This window comes from Microbacterium sp. T2.11-28, from assembly GCF_950097975.1.
Taxonomy (GTDB): domain Bacteria; phylum Actinomycetota; class Actinomycetes; order Actinomycetales; family Microbacteriaceae; genus Microbacterium.
Window position 1 is genome coordinate 13526 of sequence record NZ_CATNHF010000007.1, and the last position, 12855, is coordinate 26380.

Annotated in this window: 18 protein-coding genes and 1 pseudogene; 4 read left to right on the forward strand and 15 right to left on the reverse strand. The window is 68.4% G+C overall.

Going from position 1 to position 12855, the window contains the following annotated elements; all coding sequences use genetic code 11:
• Nucleotides 1-220: 220 nt before the first annotated feature.
• From QQZ13_RS06460 to QQZ13_RS06480, 5 genes are all read right to left on the reverse strand, one after another.
• Nucleotides 221-646, reverse strand: a complete 426-nt coding sequence (locus QQZ13_RS06460; RefSeq protein WP_005050749.1) for a hypothetical protein — start codon at nucleotides 644-646, stop codon at nucleotides 221-223.
• Between the two features lie 35 nt (nucleotides 647-681).
• Nucleotides 682-1083 carry a hypothetical protein gene (locus QQZ13_RS06465; RefSeq protein WP_005050751.1) on the reverse strand — a complete coding sequence of 134 codons (402 nt, stop codon included), beginning with the start codon at nucleotides 1081-1083 and terminating at the stop codon, nucleotides 682-684.
• Nucleotides 1080-1904 carry a hypothetical protein gene (locus QQZ13_RS06470; RefSeq protein WP_047801722.1) on the reverse strand — a complete coding sequence of 275 codons (825 nt, stop codon included), beginning with the start codon at nucleotides 1902-1904 and terminating at the stop codon, nucleotides 1080-1082. Before QQZ13_RS06470 ends, QQZ13_RS06465 begins: the two co-directional genes overlap by 4 nt.
• Entirely contained in the window at nucleotides 1904-3532 is a 1629-nt protein-coding gene (locus QQZ13_RS06475) for a hypothetical protein (protein WP_005050756.1), read from the reverse strand. Before QQZ13_RS06475 ends, QQZ13_RS06470 begins: the two co-directional genes overlap by 1 nt.
• Before the next feature lie 100 nt (nucleotides 3533-3632).
• Nucleotides 3633-3869, reverse strand: a complete 237-nt coding sequence (locus QQZ13_RS06480; protein WP_043340519.1) for a hypothetical protein — start codon at nucleotides 3867-3869, stop codon at nucleotides 3633-3635.
• Between the two features lie 93 nt (nucleotides 3870-3962).
• Between QQZ13_RS06480 and QQZ13_RS06485 the strand changes: the two genes are divergently transcribed.
• Nucleotides 3963-4496, forward strand: coding sequence for an AlpA family transcriptional regulator (locus QQZ13_RS06485; RefSeq protein ID WP_005050761.1), 534 nt, complete (start codon nucleotides 3963-3965; stop codon nucleotides 4494-4496).
• 5 nt (nucleotides 4497-4501) lie between these two features.
• Here the strand turns inward: QQZ13_RS06485 and QQZ13_RS06490 are convergent, their stop codons facing one another.
• The 5 genes from QQZ13_RS06490 to QQZ13_RS06510 are packed head-to-tail and all read right to left on the reverse strand — an operon-like array spanning nucleotide 4502 to nucleotide 7157.
• Nucleotides 4502-5254 (reverse strand): HNH endonuclease family protein, encoded by a 753-nt coding sequence (locus QQZ13_RS06490; protein ID WP_005050763.1) that lies wholly within the window; start codon nucleotides 5252-5254, stop codon nucleotides 4502-4504.
• Nucleotides 5251-5727 carry a hypothetical protein gene (locus QQZ13_RS06495; RefSeq protein ID WP_005050765.1) on the reverse strand — a complete coding sequence of 159 codons (477 nt, stop codon included), beginning with the start codon at nucleotides 5725-5727 and terminating at the stop codon, nucleotides 5251-5253. Before QQZ13_RS06495 ends, QQZ13_RS06490 begins: the two co-directional genes overlap by 4 nt.
• The gene (locus QQZ13_RS06500; protein ID WP_005050767.1) at nucleotides 5727-6029 is read right to left on the reverse strand and encodes a hypothetical protein; all 303 of its coding nucleotides are present in this window, start codon (nucleotides 6027-6029) and stop codon (nucleotides 5727-5729) included. The genes QQZ13_RS06495 and QQZ13_RS06500 overlap by 1 nt, the downstream gene beginning before the upstream one ends.
• Entirely contained in the window at nucleotides 6022-6273 is a 252-nt protein-coding gene (locus QQZ13_RS06505; RefSeq protein ID WP_005050769.1) for a hypothetical protein, read from the reverse strand. The genes QQZ13_RS06500 and QQZ13_RS06505 overlap by 8 nt, the downstream gene beginning before the upstream one ends.
• Nucleotides 6273-7157, reverse strand: coding sequence for a hypothetical protein (locus QQZ13_RS06510; protein ID WP_005050771.1), 885 nt, complete (start codon nucleotides 7155-7157; stop codon nucleotides 6273-6275). Before QQZ13_RS06510 ends, QQZ13_RS06505 begins: the two co-directional genes overlap by 1 nt.
• Nucleotides 7158-7309: 152 nt before the next feature.
• Here QQZ13_RS06510 and QQZ13_RS06515 point away from each other — a divergent pair, with 152 nt between their 5' ends.
• Nucleotides 7310-7969 carry a type IV toxin-antitoxin system AbiEi family antitoxin domain-containing protein gene (locus QQZ13_RS06515; protein WP_005050774.1) on the forward strand — a complete coding sequence of 220 codons (660 nt, stop codon included), beginning with the start codon at nucleotides 7310-7312 and terminating at the stop codon, nucleotides 7967-7969.
• Nucleotides 7962-9020 (forward strand): nucleotidyl transferase AbiEii/AbiGii toxin family protein, encoded by a 1059-nt coding sequence (locus tag QQZ13_RS06520; RefSeq protein ID WP_005050776.1) that lies wholly within the window; start codon nucleotides 7962-7964, stop codon nucleotides 9018-9020. The genes QQZ13_RS06515 and QQZ13_RS06520 overlap by 8 nt, the downstream gene beginning before the upstream one ends.
• 5 nt (nucleotides 9021-9025) lie before the next feature.
• Here the strand turns inward: QQZ13_RS06520 and QQZ13_RS06525 are convergent, their stop codons facing one another.
• Nucleotides 9026-9244: a histone-like nucleoid-structuring protein Lsr2 gene (locus tag QQZ13_RS06525; protein ID WP_082157160.1), complete on the reverse strand. Its 219-nt coding sequence runs from the start codon at nucleotides 9242-9244 to the stop codon at nucleotides 9026-9028.
• Between QQZ13_RS06525 and QQZ13_RS06530 the strand changes: the two genes are divergently transcribed.
• Nucleotides 9172-9615: an SDR family NAD(P)-dependent oxidoreductase gene (locus tag QQZ13_RS06530; RefSeq protein ID WP_082157159.1), complete on the forward strand. Its 444-nt coding sequence runs from the start codon at nucleotides 9172-9174 to the stop codon at nucleotides 9613-9615. The two genes, QQZ13_RS06525 and QQZ13_RS06530, sit on opposite strands and share 73 nt — an antisense overlap.
• Before the next feature lie 85 nt (nucleotides 9616-9700).
• Here QQZ13_RS06530 and QQZ13_RS06535 read toward each other — a convergent pair whose 3' ends face one another.
• The 4 genes and pseudogenes from QQZ13_RS06535 to QQZ13_RS06550 all read right to left on the reverse strand — a co-directional run bounded on the left by QQZ13_RS06535 (nucleotide 9701) and on the right by QQZ13_RS06550 (nucleotide 12733).
• The gene (locus tag QQZ13_RS06535; protein ID WP_005050794.1) at nucleotides 9701-10093 is read right to left on the reverse strand and encodes an SDR family oxidoreductase; all 393 of its coding nucleotides are present in this window, start codon (nucleotides 10091-10093) and stop codon (nucleotides 9701-9703) included.
• A gap of 51 nt (nucleotides 10094-10144) precedes the next feature.
• Nucleotides 10145-10810: an N-carbamoylsarcosine amidohydrolase gene (locus QQZ13_RS06540; RefSeq protein ID WP_005050795.1), complete on the reverse strand. Its 666-nt coding sequence runs from the start codon at nucleotides 10808-10810 to the stop codon at nucleotides 10145-10147.
• Nucleotides 10807-11112, reverse strand: a complete 306-nt coding sequence (locus tag QQZ13_RS06545; protein WP_005050797.1) for a hypothetical protein — start codon at nucleotides 11110-11112, stop codon at nucleotides 10807-10809. The genes QQZ13_RS06540 and QQZ13_RS06545 overlap by 4 nt, the downstream gene beginning before the upstream one ends.
• A 260-nt stretch (nucleotides 11113-11372) precedes the next feature.
• Nucleotides 11373-12733 (reverse strand): annotated as a pseudogene (locus QQZ13_RS06550) (IS3 family transposase).
• Nucleotides 12734-12855 lie beyond the last annotated feature (122 nt).

Below are 12855 nucleotides of genomic sequence, written 5' to 3' on the forward strand. Positions count from 1 at the left end.
CGTCCGGGTCAGGATCCTCTGAGTGATGGATATGACAGGTAGGCGCTACCGGATGAGTTGACCCATCTCCCAGTCGCCGAGAGGGATCGTCCGACAAGTTCTGTCAGCGGTCCAAGCGGGACGGTGGCGGTCAGGTTGATCATCGCCGCACAGCATAGAACGCGTTCTCGAACTCGATGGGCGGGACGACACACCGACAGCGGTGGGGTGCCTACCCTTCTCAGGCGGAGTCACGGAGCGAGGTGACAAGCTCCGCGGGGAGGGCAAAGACCTTCTCGAGCAACGGGAGAAGGTCCCGGACTGCCTCGAGGTGCTGCTCTTCGGTCAGATCGTCGATCGCCGGAGGCTCGTCGCCAGTCCAGCCGATCGCTTCCGCCACGATCGTCAGGGACCAGGAGTCCCACCTGAGCCGCCCCTCGGATCGCAGCTGCTCCCGGAACTGACCGAGCACGCCCACGGGCTGAAACGCATTGCGATCGCGCGCGAGCTCGTCGCGAACGTACAACATCGCCGTTTCGAAACCGAGCAGGAACGTGTGCACTCGCTCGAACGTGACGGGCTGCCCGATATACATTCCGGATCGCTTCACGAATGCCTCGGCGATCGAGTAGACCGGCAACTCGGCCGGCCCGTTAGTTTCACTCATCTCGACTTCCCTGCCAGCAGCTCAGGAGACGGTCATTACCCGCGGCGCCGTTTGCGGCCCCAGTAGGCGCGAAGCGCAACGGTGACGATCTCGTCCTTGGTGAGGCGGTCGCCGCGGCTGGCTGCATCCTGCTTGGCCCAGTCCATCAGTTCAAGCGCGTCGTCGGGGAGACGGATCGAGACGGGCTTCTTCTGGACGTAGACGACGTTGTAGGGCCCCCGCTTCTTCTTCGCCGGCGGTGGCGTCTCCGCCTCGGCCGACTCAGGAGGCGTCGCGCTCGCCGCTGCCGGCTTCTGGCTTGCGCGAGGTGCGCGTGCGGGTGCTTCGGACGTCGCTGCCTGGTCGACGTCGCTGGTGACTTCCTCAGCGGGGGGCGCGGCCTTGCGTGCGCGGGGCTTCGCTGCAGCTGTGGGCTTCTTCGGGGCGGCCATGGTCACTGACCACCTCCTCGGTTTCCACGGCGGCGAGCGCGGCGCTCCTCGATGCGCCGCTTCTCTTCCATGCTGATGAGCTCCGCCGGCGACAGCGAGCGGGGGCGGCGAGTGCGGCCGCGCTCGGCCTGCCTCTGGTACTCGGTCGTCTTGGCCGTGCTGACGACGTTGAGGGTGACGCCGGTGATGGTGTCGCGGCTGGTGTCGAGGTTCACGTATCGGTTCTTCGACTCTTCGCGGAACCAGCCGAGGGCGTCGCCGCCGTTCTCGTGGATGCGCTTGAGCATCGTCGAGGCGTTGTACGAGTTGACCTCCATCACGCGGCCGTTGGAGAAGGTCAGGTGGGCGGTGATCTGCTTCTGCTTGTCGTGGGACTGGCCCTTGGCGGCGTTGCGGACCTGCTTGATCAGTTCGGCGTTCGCCTGCTCGCGGCCCTTCGCGGTGCGGCCCTTGGGGATGCGCATCTCGATGTACCGGTCGCCCCCGGTGGCGTATGCCACGTCGACGCGCAGCCGACCACCCTGGCGACCCTCAACGTAGGTGCCGCTGAGGTCTTCGGGGATGACGGGCTTGGCGCCGGCCTTGCCTCGCACGGGGGCGATCGAGCCGTCCTTGCGCCGGCGCCGCGGCGGGACGTGGGTGAGGCGTCCGGTGTCAGCGAGCTCCTGGAGCGCCTGGCGGTAGAGGGCGCCGCTGGTTTCGCCGTTGAGGATCTTGCGGACCATTCGAGGCGAGCGGTGCAGCTCCTCGGCGATCTCGGCCGTGCTGATGCCCTTGCGCCGCAGATCGCGGATGAGGTCTTGGGCGGTGCGCTGCTGGTCAGCCATCAGCCCTTCTCCTCTGCCTGCTCGAGCGCCTTGGCGATGCCGGCCCGCTCGGCACGTGCTTTCAGCGCGTCACGCTGCCGCAGCGTCTCCGGCGTGATGAAGGATCCGTTGAGGTAGCCCTGCAGGCGCAGGCGCCCGGTCTTGCCGTCGTCGCCGCCGCCGATGAACCGGTCCGGCAGGGACCACGCCGGCAGCTTGGTCGTGTAGATCGCATCACCCTGGATGCCGATGAGCGTCGAGGGGTCGACCGTGAGAGCACCGGAGGTGTAGCCGCCGAGGGAGCTGGGGCCGTGGAGGACGCGAGCGCGTGCGCGACCCCAGACCTGGGCGGCGAGCTCCGGGTGGTAGAAGCTTCGGGTGCGGTCGTTCGGGCGCGACGGGATGCGATAGATCCAGAGGTTGCCCTGTCGCAGCATCTTGGCCCTGTACTCGGGCGGGACGTCATCGGGCGACGCGGCGACGCGGGTCTCGTCGCGGCCCGCGGCGGCGAATGCACCGATCGAGTGCAGCATGATGTTCCGCAGCGCGGCGAGCACAGCGCGGCGCAGGTCCGGGTGCATCTCGTCCTGCAGCTGGACTCGCTCGCGGGCGCGCGTCATGCGCTCGGTGAAGGTGTCTAGAGGCTTGGCCTTGCGGAACACCACGGCCTCGTGAGGGCGGATCTCCCACCCGTGCTTGAGGGCGACGTGGATCTCGCTGCCGTCGGCCCAGGTGTCGTGCACCGCTCCGGGCCGGTTCGGATAGAACCAGCCTTCGCGAACGTCCAGGTGCTTCACACCGAGCAGGCCAACGTGGTTCCAGCCCTGAGGGACGCGGAACCGCACGTGGAAGCGGGCGCGCGCGTAGGGGTCTTGCTCGAGCAGCTCGTACGCGGCGGCCTGGTTCAGCCGGATCGCGGGGCCGATACCGAGCTCGCGCCCGACGCCGGCGAACATGAACCGGCCGTCGACGTAGGCGAACTCGCTGATCTTCTTCGTCTTGGCCGGGTCGATCAGCGGGACGCAGTCCTCGTGCTTGGCGAACGACTCCCCCGCGACCAGGTGGTCGTAGTGGTGCAGGCCCGAGGTGAAGTGGATCTCCTGGGCGATGTCGTCTTCGACCGGCACGGGGTTGATGTTCTTCGGCAGCGACAGCGCCCACAGGTTCGTTCCGGTGGCGGCAGGGCTGTTGAACAGGCGCGCGTTCTCGTCGGCGTGGCGAATGATCGACGCGGTGACGTTCCAGGCCAGACGAGCCTGGGCAGGGGTCAGCGGCCCGTCGCCGAACCACTCCTCCGCGGTGCGGACTTCGATCTTGAAGCCGGTGACCGCGTGCTCGAACCGACCGGTGGGCGGGCCGTTGTTGACCCAGTGGGCTCCGGGCTTCCAGTTCGGGGTCTGGACGTACAGCCAGTGCCGCACGCCAGGCGCAGGCTCGGGGCGCTTCCCGGTCAGCATGATGCGGTTAGCGCCGTACGAGGCAGCCGTGTCGAGCAGGTCCGTCAGGTTGGGGTTCTTGCGGCGCTCGCCGATGACGGGGCGAACGGGCGTGCCGGCGTCGGTGACGCCTTGCCCGGTGGTCTGGTCGACCCAGATCGTGGGCACGTCCTTCGGCGTCCACGGCTTGGGTCGGTAGTTCAGCTCGTCCATCTCACCCCCTCATTCGTCAGGTTATATTAGTCAAGAGTGCTTGAAAATTGCAATCAGATTTCGCAGTCGACGGGCGCTCCATGAAGGTCTGGCGGGGTCGCTAGGACGCGAGGCGGCCGCCGTAAGAGCGCCCGCGTCCGTGGTAGGACTTCTGCGCCTTCCGCAGCCCTTCCTCGGTCATCCCCAGCAGGAGGGCGATCTCTCGCTGGGTCAGCTCGGCCGCGCGCGCCTCGTCGACGACTTTGCCGCGGCGTTCGCGCAGCTCGTCCGCTTGCGCGAGCTGCTGGCCGATGCGACGGAGCTCCTCACGGATGGCGTCCGCGTCCTTGTTAGCCATGCGCCCCAGCATCCCCAACCAAGTTGGGTCTGGTTGCCGCGGCGCGCCGTAACCGCGAAAGTGGTTATATTCATCCAGCTGAGAGGAGCGCTGATGACCGGACGGCACCTCACCACGGCGGACGTCGCCGAGAAGCTCGGCGTGTCCGTCGTCGCGGTCTACAAGATGCGCTCCATCAGCAACAAGCTGCGCAGAGCCGGCCAGGAGGGTCCTCTGCTCCCCGAGCCGGTTGCCATAGAAGGCAACTCCCCGCTCTACGACGAGGCCGCGATCGACGCATTCGCGCAGGAGCGCGCGCGCAGGGCGCCCTCGCAGCGCGGCCGCCGGCCGCGACTGATGCCGGGACTGGCGCGCGATGCGGCTTTCGCGGAGCGGTTGCGGGCGGCGATCGCGGACGGGGCGGGGGCGCCCGAGGTTCCCACGCAGGCGGCTCTGATCGACCTGCTCGGCTTGAACGTCGTCACGTTCGGTGAGCGGATGCGAGGGCGCACCCGCTGGACCGACGCCGAGCTCGAGGTGATCAGGCGCACCCTCGGTGTCGACACGACGGATGCGAACGAGGTCGTAGACCGCGCTCGCGCGGCCAAGCGTCAGGCGCGCGCGGCGAGATCCCACGCGGGTTCGTAGCGGCTTCACGACATGCTCCCGCTCTCGTCGCTGGCTTGCTGGGCAGCGCAGGTTGAGAGCGTGTCCACGAGCGCACCGCGGTCGGCTTCGTCGACCGCGAGGTGCCAGGTGTCGACGATCTCCGTGTAGCGGGCGACGTAGGTGCACACGTAGTCGGCGTTCGATGGCAGCCACAGGGCTGGCCCGTGGTCGTTCTTGGCCGCATTCGTGTTGCCATCGACGGCGACGATGTTGTCGAACGAGTTGGCGAACTGAATGCGCTGCTGCTCGGTCCACGCCCACGCGCCCCCGGCGTGCGCCGCCGAAAGGCTGACGATGTGGTCGATCTGGACGCCGGAGCTTCCCGGGGCTCCAGGGGCGGCGATCCGGTCGTGCTCGAACTCAATGCGTGTGCCCGTGTACGGATCGGGGTCGAGCACGCCGGAGAGCACCGTGCAACCGTCACGGACGACGTCCTGCAGCTGGACGGCGAGGAGATCGTCTCGCTGATCGCAGCCGTTTCCCTCGATGTCGATCCAGCGCTCGCCGAACGTGGCGCGGCGATACTCGGGAATCTCCTCGGTGGGATCGATCAGCGGCAGCTCCTGCGCGACTGCGGCGAGCGCGGTGTAGTCGTAGGTCGGGTCCGGGGCGGGTGCCTGCGGGCGCGTCCATGTGTCGATCCAGGAGGTGATGCCCAGCTGGTGGGCGCCGAAGCCGAGCGCGAGAGCTGCGACCGCGGCGAGGGCTGTGCTGGCGCGGCGGGTGCGTCGGTTCATCTGCGCTCCTTTGCCTGTGCGGTGTCGGCTTGGTCGAGCAGCAGTATGGTTCGGGCGATCTGGGTGCGTGCCTCGTCGATGACCTCGAGGGTTTCGTCGTCGGCGTCGAGCTCTGAGAGTGCGTGGCTCTGGCGGCGGAGCTGGTCGCCGAGGTGGAACATGCCGGCACTGAGGAGGACCTCGGCGAGCGCGGCCGCGCGGGCGCCTTGGTGGTCGGCGCTGACGGCGAGGTCGTCGATGATCTCGATGAGGGTTGCGCGGGATCCCATCGTTGGGTCTTCTCCTGGAGTGAGCTCGCGGAGCGCTTCACGGTTGAGCAGCGTCTGGAAGAGCCTGTGCATCCGTTGGGTGAGGGGGCGGCCGTCGCGGCGGGTGCAGTTGAGCGCGAACTCGCGGAAGCTCCATCGGACGGTGACGGGTGTGCCGGTCTGGATGGTCATGGCTTCCTGGAGGCGCACGGCGATGTCGGTCATCAGTGCTCCTCGGTTCGGCCCAGGTGGGGGATCTGCTTGAGGTGGGCGCCGCGGCCGTTGCCGAGCTGGGGGGAGATCGCGCAGCTGGGCAGGTGCAGTCTCGCGTTCGGCCCGTGGCCTGCTGCCGCGTGGGGTGTGGGCTGCCGCGTTGGCCGGGTGTGCCGGGCGCCTCGCTGAGTCAGCGGGAGGGGGTTGAAGCGCAGCGACAGGGCCCAGCGATGGCCGCCGAGCGCGCGGACGACCCGCAGCCACTCTCCCTCTTTGGTGGAGTCGATGGTGAAGGTGTTCGGCTGGTCAGACATCTGCGGCTTCTTTCGGTGCGAAGGGGCTGTTCTTGGCGTCGCGGAGCATCTGCCGGGTGATCGGCTCGGTCTCCTCGAGCGAGGCGAGCGAGAAGTAGTGGCGGCGGGCGCGGGCCGCTTCGGTGCAGGTGAGCAGCTGGCGGTTGCCGTGGTTCGGGCATCCTCCCTTGCTGCGGCATCCGGCCAGGTAGCCGGCGGTGGTGCCGTGCAGGGCGGCTTCGAGGATGTCGAGCGTCTTGCTCATCAGGCGGCCTGCCGGAGTCCGAGGTCGTCACGGTCGCGGTCGATGGTGCGGACGTCGACGCCGAGCAGGTCGCTGAGCTGGGTGAGGCTGAGTCCGCGTTCGGTCCCGCGTCGGGTGGCTTCGAGGCGCTCGTCTCGGGTGAGGCGGACGTTCTGGCCGGCGAGAGCGAGCTCGATCGCGATCTCGTCGAGCAGGGGTTCCTGCCCGGCTGTGGGCGGTGCCGGGTCGGTGTCGATGTCGTCCCAGGCCAGCGGCGGCAGCCAGCCGTGCCGGCGTGCGACCGTGAGTGCGTAGGAGCGGCCGACCCGCTGCGCTCGGGTGTGGGTGGGGGGCTGCTGGTCCCAGAGCTCGTCGTAGAGCGCGGCGATGTCGTCGTGGACACGGATGTCCACGTAGGCGCCTTCGAGTGCCTTGTTGACCTTCCAGCGCGGGTAGCCGAGTCGGCGTGCGATCTCGTGGTGGTTCCATCCGATCGCGGCCAGAGCCTGGAGGCGCCGGCGGGTGCCGCGGCCGTTGACTCGGCCCTGCGCGGCGAGAGTGCTGCTGTCGGGGGTGACTGCGAGGAGTTTGCGGGCGGTGGCGCCGGTGACGAACCGTGCCGTCTCGCTGTTGAGCAGGCGACGGACCGTGGCGCCGCCGACGCCGGCGCTGATGGCGATCCGTTCGGGGATCATCCCGGTGTCGACCAGTGCCTGCAGGTGCTGCCGGATCGGCTCGATGGGTTGGTGCGCGTCCTGGTATCGCCCGTAGGCCAGGAGACGGTAGCGGTCGCGGCGGCGGCGCGCGTTGCCGTCCATGCAGGCGCGGCACCCGCAGAGGTGGACGACGTAGCAGGTGGAGGTCAGCCCGTGCTTGTGGTCCGGCGGGCAGGTGTGGGTCCGCATCTTCTCCTCCTCACAGATGGTTATATTCCCGAATATAACCCGTTCCCGAGGGTTTGGAACCCCCTCACTGCTAAGGGGTGGCCCCAGAGGCTCGAAGTCGACAATCTGAACGAGCTACAACGTTTGTTGCGGTTTCTCGCTACACTGTGCGCATGGCAGGATCAACTTTCGCTCGTCTGGGCGAGCTCGCGTCACAGCGTTGGGGCCTGGTGACCACCGCCCAGGCGCTCGAGGCTGGCGTGGCGCGCCCGACCCTGACGCGCCTCGCCAACAGCGGCGCGCTCATCCGCGTCGCGCGCGGCGTCTACCGCCTCGCCGGCGCGCCAGAGCACGAGCAGGAGGCGATCCTCGCGACCTGGCTCGCCCTCGGCGGCGCCGACCGTCCCCGCACAGACACCGGCGTCCCGCCCGTCGTCGCCGCAGGCCAGACGGCCGCGCAGCTGCATGGCATCGGCGACTGGTTCCCCGGGCCACTCGAGTTCGTCGTTCCCACCCGCCGCGGTACCCGCCTGGACGGGGTGCGGCTCCGCACCCGCGAGCTCGCGCCCACCGAGGTGGTCTCCGTCGACGGGATGCCGACCATGAGCGTCGAGCGCACGATCGCCGACCTGATCGAGCAGTGGGTCGACCGCTCCCTCGTCGCCGATGCGCTCGCCGACGCCGCGGACGCGGGAAAGCTGCTCTCCCCCGCCCGCCTGACCGAGTATCTGGAGCCGCTGGCCAAGCCCAACAAGTACCCCTCGGGTGCCGCGCTCGCGGCTGATCTGCTCGCTCTTGCGGGCGTCGACGCGGTGGTGCCGGCCGATGCCTGAGCCCGACGGCTACAAAGACTGGACGGGGCTTGCGCAGGCGATCAAGGCGGCCGCGACGAAGGCAGCCGGTGACGGCGCGAGCGCGCTGGATGTGAATGCGCAGATCGTGCAGGCACAGCACGATCGTTTCCTCAGCCGGGTCTTTGCGGAGGGGGAAGAGTCCGAGTGGCTGCTCAAGGGCGGCACGGCGATGCTCGCCCGGGTGCCGAAGTCACGGTCGACGAAAGACCTGGATCTGGCCTCGACCGGCGCCGCCGATCTGGATGCCGCGCAGCAGGCGCTCGAGCAGGCAGCCGCGCGTGATCTCGGCGACCATGTGCGGTTCCAGCTCACCCGTGCCCGTGCGACCGGGCGAGGAGAGAACCAGCCGGGTGTCGCGACCCGGCGCCTGGTGTTCACATGTCTGGACGCGAACACCGGCCGGAGGATCTCCGACATCCCCATCGACGTGGTCGTCGGCCCTCCCCCGGTCGGCCGCGTCGAGACGATCGAGCCGTCGACGCGGCTGCAGCTGGGGCGGCCGGTCCCGTCGCACCCCTACCGGCTGTTCCCGATCTCCGATCAGGTCGCGGAGAAGGTCACTGCGACGATGAGCACCTACAACGGCCGCCCCAGCAGCCGCGCGAAAGACCTGGTGGACATCGTCACCATTGCACGCACGCAGCGCGTCGACCTGCGCGAGCTGCAGATGGCCATCGACGCGAAGCGTGCACTGTCAAAGCTCGACTCGTTCACTACGTTCACGGTCCCGGACGGTTGGGACGGTCCCTACCGGGTGCTCGCGGCCGGCACGCCCTCAGCCGGCGGGATCACCGATCTGGGTGAGGCCGTGGCTCTCGCGCGTCAGCTGATCGATCCCGCGCTCGCCGACGCGCCCGTGCAACCGGGGACGGTCTGGGTCCCTGGCTCAGGCTGGACACAGAACCCTCCGCCGCCGGAGCCGGGCGGCAGCGGATCCCCTTCGGGGGAGGTCCACGTGCGCGCGCACGTGCGCTCCGGTTATCCCGTCACGGAGCACTGGCGCGCAGCGCGCGGCTCAGCCCAGGAGTGACCGCGTCAGTGCGCCGCGTCGTACGCCTCGAGGATGGACGCGGGAACCCTGCCGCGATCGCTGACCTGGTGTCCGTTCTGACTGGCCCATTCACGCACCGTGTTGAGATCGGCCCGTCCGCCCCGCGACGTCCTCGCCGGACGCCGGGTGGCTGCGCCGATGCGGCGCGCGCTCTTGGCCCAGGCCTCGAACTCGAGATCGATCTCGAGTTGCTTTCCGTCGATCGCGAAGGTCGCGGGATCGAGCCGCTCGCCAGGTCGCGCACACCACCGCGAAGGGCGGCGTCATCGCGATGACGAAGTCGCTCGCTGCGGAGGGCGCCCGCTACGGCGTCCGCGCGAACTCGATCTCGCCTGGCTTCGTCAGCACCCCGGCGACGGACAAGGCGGTGGATGCGGAGGGCAAGGCCTGGCAGGTCGGCAACGCGCTCATTCAACGCCCCGGCACGGGCGAGGACATCGCGTACATGCCGCTCTACCTGGCCTCCGACGAGTCCTCTTGGGTGACCGGACAGAACTACAGCGTCGACGGCGGCGCGACCGCCGGGTGGCGGAACGACAGCGAGACGGACCGACTGGCCGCGAAGAACGGCTGACACGCGGGTCGCGGCGCGACCGGTGACGGACGTGAGGCACGGTGTCAGCTGACACCGTGCCTCCCGTCCGTCGTGGCCACCTCGTCTAAATCGCGAGGTACCCGCCGTCGACGGCGAACTGCGCGCCGGTCGCGAAGGCGGCCGCGTCGGAACCGAGCCACGCGACCATCTCGGCGATGTCGTGCGGCGTGCCGAGTCGGCCGATCGGGTGCTTCGTCAGCAGCGCGTCCTTGAAGCCGGGGTAGGTCTCCTCCAGCGCGTCTATCATTGGCGTCTGGATCACCCCGGGCAGCACTGCGTTCACGCGGATGCCTTTGTCGGAGTACTCCACCGCGGCGGCTCGGGTGAGGCCGATGACGCCGTGCTTCGACGTGACGTAGGCGGACTGGTGGGCGATGGCGACCTGCCCGAGGGACGAGGCGGTGTTGATGATGGATCCGCCGCCCTGCGCCAGCATCTGCGGGATCTCGGCCTGCACGCCGGTTCAATATTCCGCACAGAGGAAGTTGGCCCCACGGCGTTACTGCAGTCAATCGTTCTGTTGCGCAAGCCCCCGCAGGTAAGCACGTGCGTCGTCGAGGCTGACGACATCGCCGTACTTCGCGTCGATGTCAAAGAGGCTGGCCAGGTGCGGAAGGGCTGCCCGGTCGCCGACTGCCTCTTCGACGACGATGGTGTGGAAGCCGTAGGAGCAGGCGTCAACCGCCGAGGCGCGCACGCACCCACTGGTGGTGCAGCCGACGATGATGATGGTGTCGACACCCCGTGAGATCAAGCGTGCGGCGAGATCAGTTCCGAAGAAGCAGGATGCGTACTTCTTCACCAGGGTCATCTCGTGGGGCAGCTGGCCCAGCCTGCTGTCGACCTCCACCCATTCGCTGCCCTCCACCAACAGGTGGTTGGACGGGATCTTCTTGATCCAGAGCCCCGCCTCCTGCAATTCGGTGTCGTACGCGACCGTCGAGAAGAAGATGGGGATCTCGAGTTCACGGGCGGGGACGAGTAAGGCATTGGTGGCGGCCAGCTGTGACTCCAGTTCGCCTGACAGGGGCGAACGGCTGTCCGTGAATCCGGTGATCAAGTCGACGATCAGCAGCGCCGGCTTCTCGCCGTAGCCGATCCGGCCGCCCAATCCCTTGGCCTTGAACTCGTCGCGCAGCCGTGCGTACTCATCGATCAGCTCCGTATTCGTCACGAATCGGCTCTCCTGTTCCCCGTCGACTGATAGTGCGCCGCGATGGCATCGCTCGTCGTCACCCAGACACCATCGTGAGACGTGATGTGCTCGAGGGCCCGATCAAGGTAGCGGTGGCGGAACGGCTGGCCGACGATGAACGGGTGCAACGGCAGCGACATGACGCGACCCGAGTGCTCGGAGTCTGAATAGAGCTGATCGAACTGGTCGATCACCGCTTCCAGGAACTGCGGGCCGGTATAGCTCTTACTCACGAACATCGTCACATCGTTGAGTTCTATCGTGTAGGGAACGCTGAACATCCCGTCGACGTTCAGCGGATACGGCTGATCGTCGTTCGTCCAGTCCAGGACGTAGTCATACCCCAGCTCCCGAAGGATCCGGCTGCAGCATCGCGGTACCGCCGAAGATGCTCGTGGAGGGCTTGTCGATCTGATAGTGCTCGATGTTCAGCCCGACATAGAACGCCACTCGGGCCCCATTCGGCCACGAAATCGTCGGTCGCTCCGTGATCGGGCTGTAATCGAAGCGGAAAGTGTCAAGGCGGGTGAGACAGATTCCGTCAGGCGGTCTGTATGAGGGCCTCCTGTGAGGGCTGGTTGATCCAGGCGGCCTCGGGCAGCTTGGGCGCCTGGGGTCGGCGGTGGCCGAAGCGCTCGGGACGGGCGGCGTAGGCCGCGTCCAGGGTGGCCTGGCGCTGGGCGCGGACCTGCCCGGCGGTGCCGAAGTGGACGCTGGCGGGGGTGTGCAGCCCGATCCCGCAGTGGCGGTGCTCGTGGTTGTAGTAGGCGAAGAACTGCTCGGCGAACGCGCCGGCGTCGGCCAGGGACCCGAAGCGCTCGGGGAAGACCGGGGCGTACTTCAGCGTCTTGAACGCCGCCTCGCTGTAAGGGTTGTCGTTCGACACGTGCGGGCGGGAGTGCGACCTGGCCACCCCGAGGTCGACGAGCAGCTGAGCGACCGGTTTGGAGGTCATCGAGGTCCCGCGGTCGGCGTGGATCGCCTCCGGCACGCCATGGATGCCCATGGCGTGCTCGAGCAGGTTCTTGGCGATCTCGGCGTCCTCGCGGGCCGCGATGGTCCAGCCCACGACGAACCTGGAGAAGATGTCGAGCACGACGTACAGGTCGTAGTACACGCCCCGCTCCGGCCCCTTGAGCTTTGTGATGTCCCAACTCCACACCTGCCCCGGCGCCGTCGCGACGAGCTCGGGCCGGGTCCGGGGCGGGTGGCTCGCCTGCCGGCGCCGTTCCCCGGCCATGTCGTGCTCGCGCAGGATCCGGTGCATCGTGGACATCGAGCACAGGTAGGTGCCCTCGTCCAGCAGCGTGGCCCAGACCTGGGCGACCGACTTGTCCGCGAACCGCTGGCTGGTCAACACGGCCAGCACGTGGGCCCGCTCGGCGGCGGACAGCTTGTTCGCCGGTGCCGGCCGCGGTGTCCGTGGACGTGGCGGTGGCGGGTTCTTGGCCCGGTAGTGACTGGCGCGGGAGCGACCCAGCAGCGCGCACGCAGCCGCGGTGCCGACGTGCTCGGCCAGCCCGTCGACGGCCGGGTTGATCACCGCGGCGACCGCGGCGGCTTGTCCGCGCTCTCGGAGAGCGTCTCCAAGAGCGCGTGTGCTTTTCCCATCAGGTCCAGCGCCGCCCTGGTCTTGGCCAGCTCGGCCTCGGCCTTCTCCGCCCGGGCCCGTAGCGCCTGCAGCTCCCGCTCGCGCCGGTCCCGCGGCTTGCTGCCCAGCCCGGACAGCGAGCCGGCGGCCGCGGCCTTGCGCCACTCGATGATGTGGGAGGTGTACAGGCCCTCCCGGCGCAGGATCTCCCCACGCCCAGAGCGGTCCGCGGCGTCGTACTCGGCCAGGATCGCCGCTTTGAACTCGGCGGTGAACGTCCGCCTCTTGGGCCGGTCAGCACGAGGAGCCATAGCCCCATCATCGGTGCCGACGTCAGCAACCGTCATCGTCATCTCAGTATTGGTCCGTTCTCGCCCCGTGCAGTGCGAAGGTCAGCAGTGCTGGTGTCTCACCCCATCCTGACGCACAGGGG

What these genes read in the sequence shown, in the direction of transcription:
- QQZ13_RS06490 (WP_005050763.1), bottom strand. Translation starts at nt 5,254, where the DNA reads ATGAACCGACGCACCCGCCGCGCCAGCACAGCCCTCGCCGCGGTCGCA.
- QQZ13_RS06505 (WP_005050769.1), bottom strand. Translation starts at nt 6,273, where the DNA reads ATGAGCAAGACGCTCGACATCCTCGAAGCCGCCCTGCACGGCACCACC.
- QQZ13_RS06460 (WP_005050749.1), bottom strand. Translation starts at nt 646, where the DNA reads ATGAGTGAAACTAACGGGCCGGCCGAGTTGCCGGTCTACTCGATCGCC.
- QQZ13_RS06510 (WP_005050771.1), bottom strand. Translation starts at nt 7,157, where the DNA reads ATGCGGACCCACACCTGCCCGCCGGACCACAAGCACGGGCTGACCTCC.
- QQZ13_RS06545 (WP_005050797.1), bottom strand. Translation starts at nt 11,112, where the DNA reads ATGTTCAGCGTTCCCTACACGATAGAACTCAACGATGTGACGATGTTC.
- QQZ13_RS06480 (WP_043340519.1), bottom strand. Translation starts at nt 3,869, where the DNA reads ATGGCTAACAAGGACGCGGACGCCATCCGTGAGGAGCTCCGTCGCATC.
- QQZ13_RS06495 (WP_005050765.1), bottom strand. Translation starts at nt 5,727, where the DNA reads ATGACCGACATCGCCGTGCGCCTCCAGGAAGCCATGACCATCCAGACC.
- QQZ13_RS06515 (WP_005050774.1), top strand. Translation starts at nt 7,310, where the DNA reads ATGGCAGGATCAACTTTCGCTCGTCTGGGCGAGCTCGCGTCACAGCGT.
- QQZ13_RS06520 (WP_005050776.1), top strand. Translation starts at nt 7,962, where the DNA reads ATGCCTGAGCCCGACGGCTACAAAGACTGGACGGGGCTTGCGCAGGCG.
- QQZ13_RS06485 (WP_005050761.1), top strand. Translation starts at nt 3,963, where the DNA reads ATGACCGGACGGCACCTCACCACGGCGGACGTCGCCGAGAAGCTCGGC.
- QQZ13_RS06500 (WP_005050767.1), bottom strand. Translation starts at nt 6,029, where the DNA reads ATGTCTGACCAGCCGAACACCTTCACCATCGACTCCACCAAAGAGGGA.
- QQZ13_RS06470 (WP_047801722.1), bottom strand. Translation starts at nt 1,904, where the DNA reads ATGGCTGACCAGCAGCGCACCGCCCAAGACCTCATCCGCGATCTGCGG.
- QQZ13_RS06475 (WP_005050756.1), bottom strand. Translation starts at nt 3,532, where the DNA reads ATGGACGAGCTGAACTACCGACCCAAGCCGTGGACGCCGAAGGACGTG.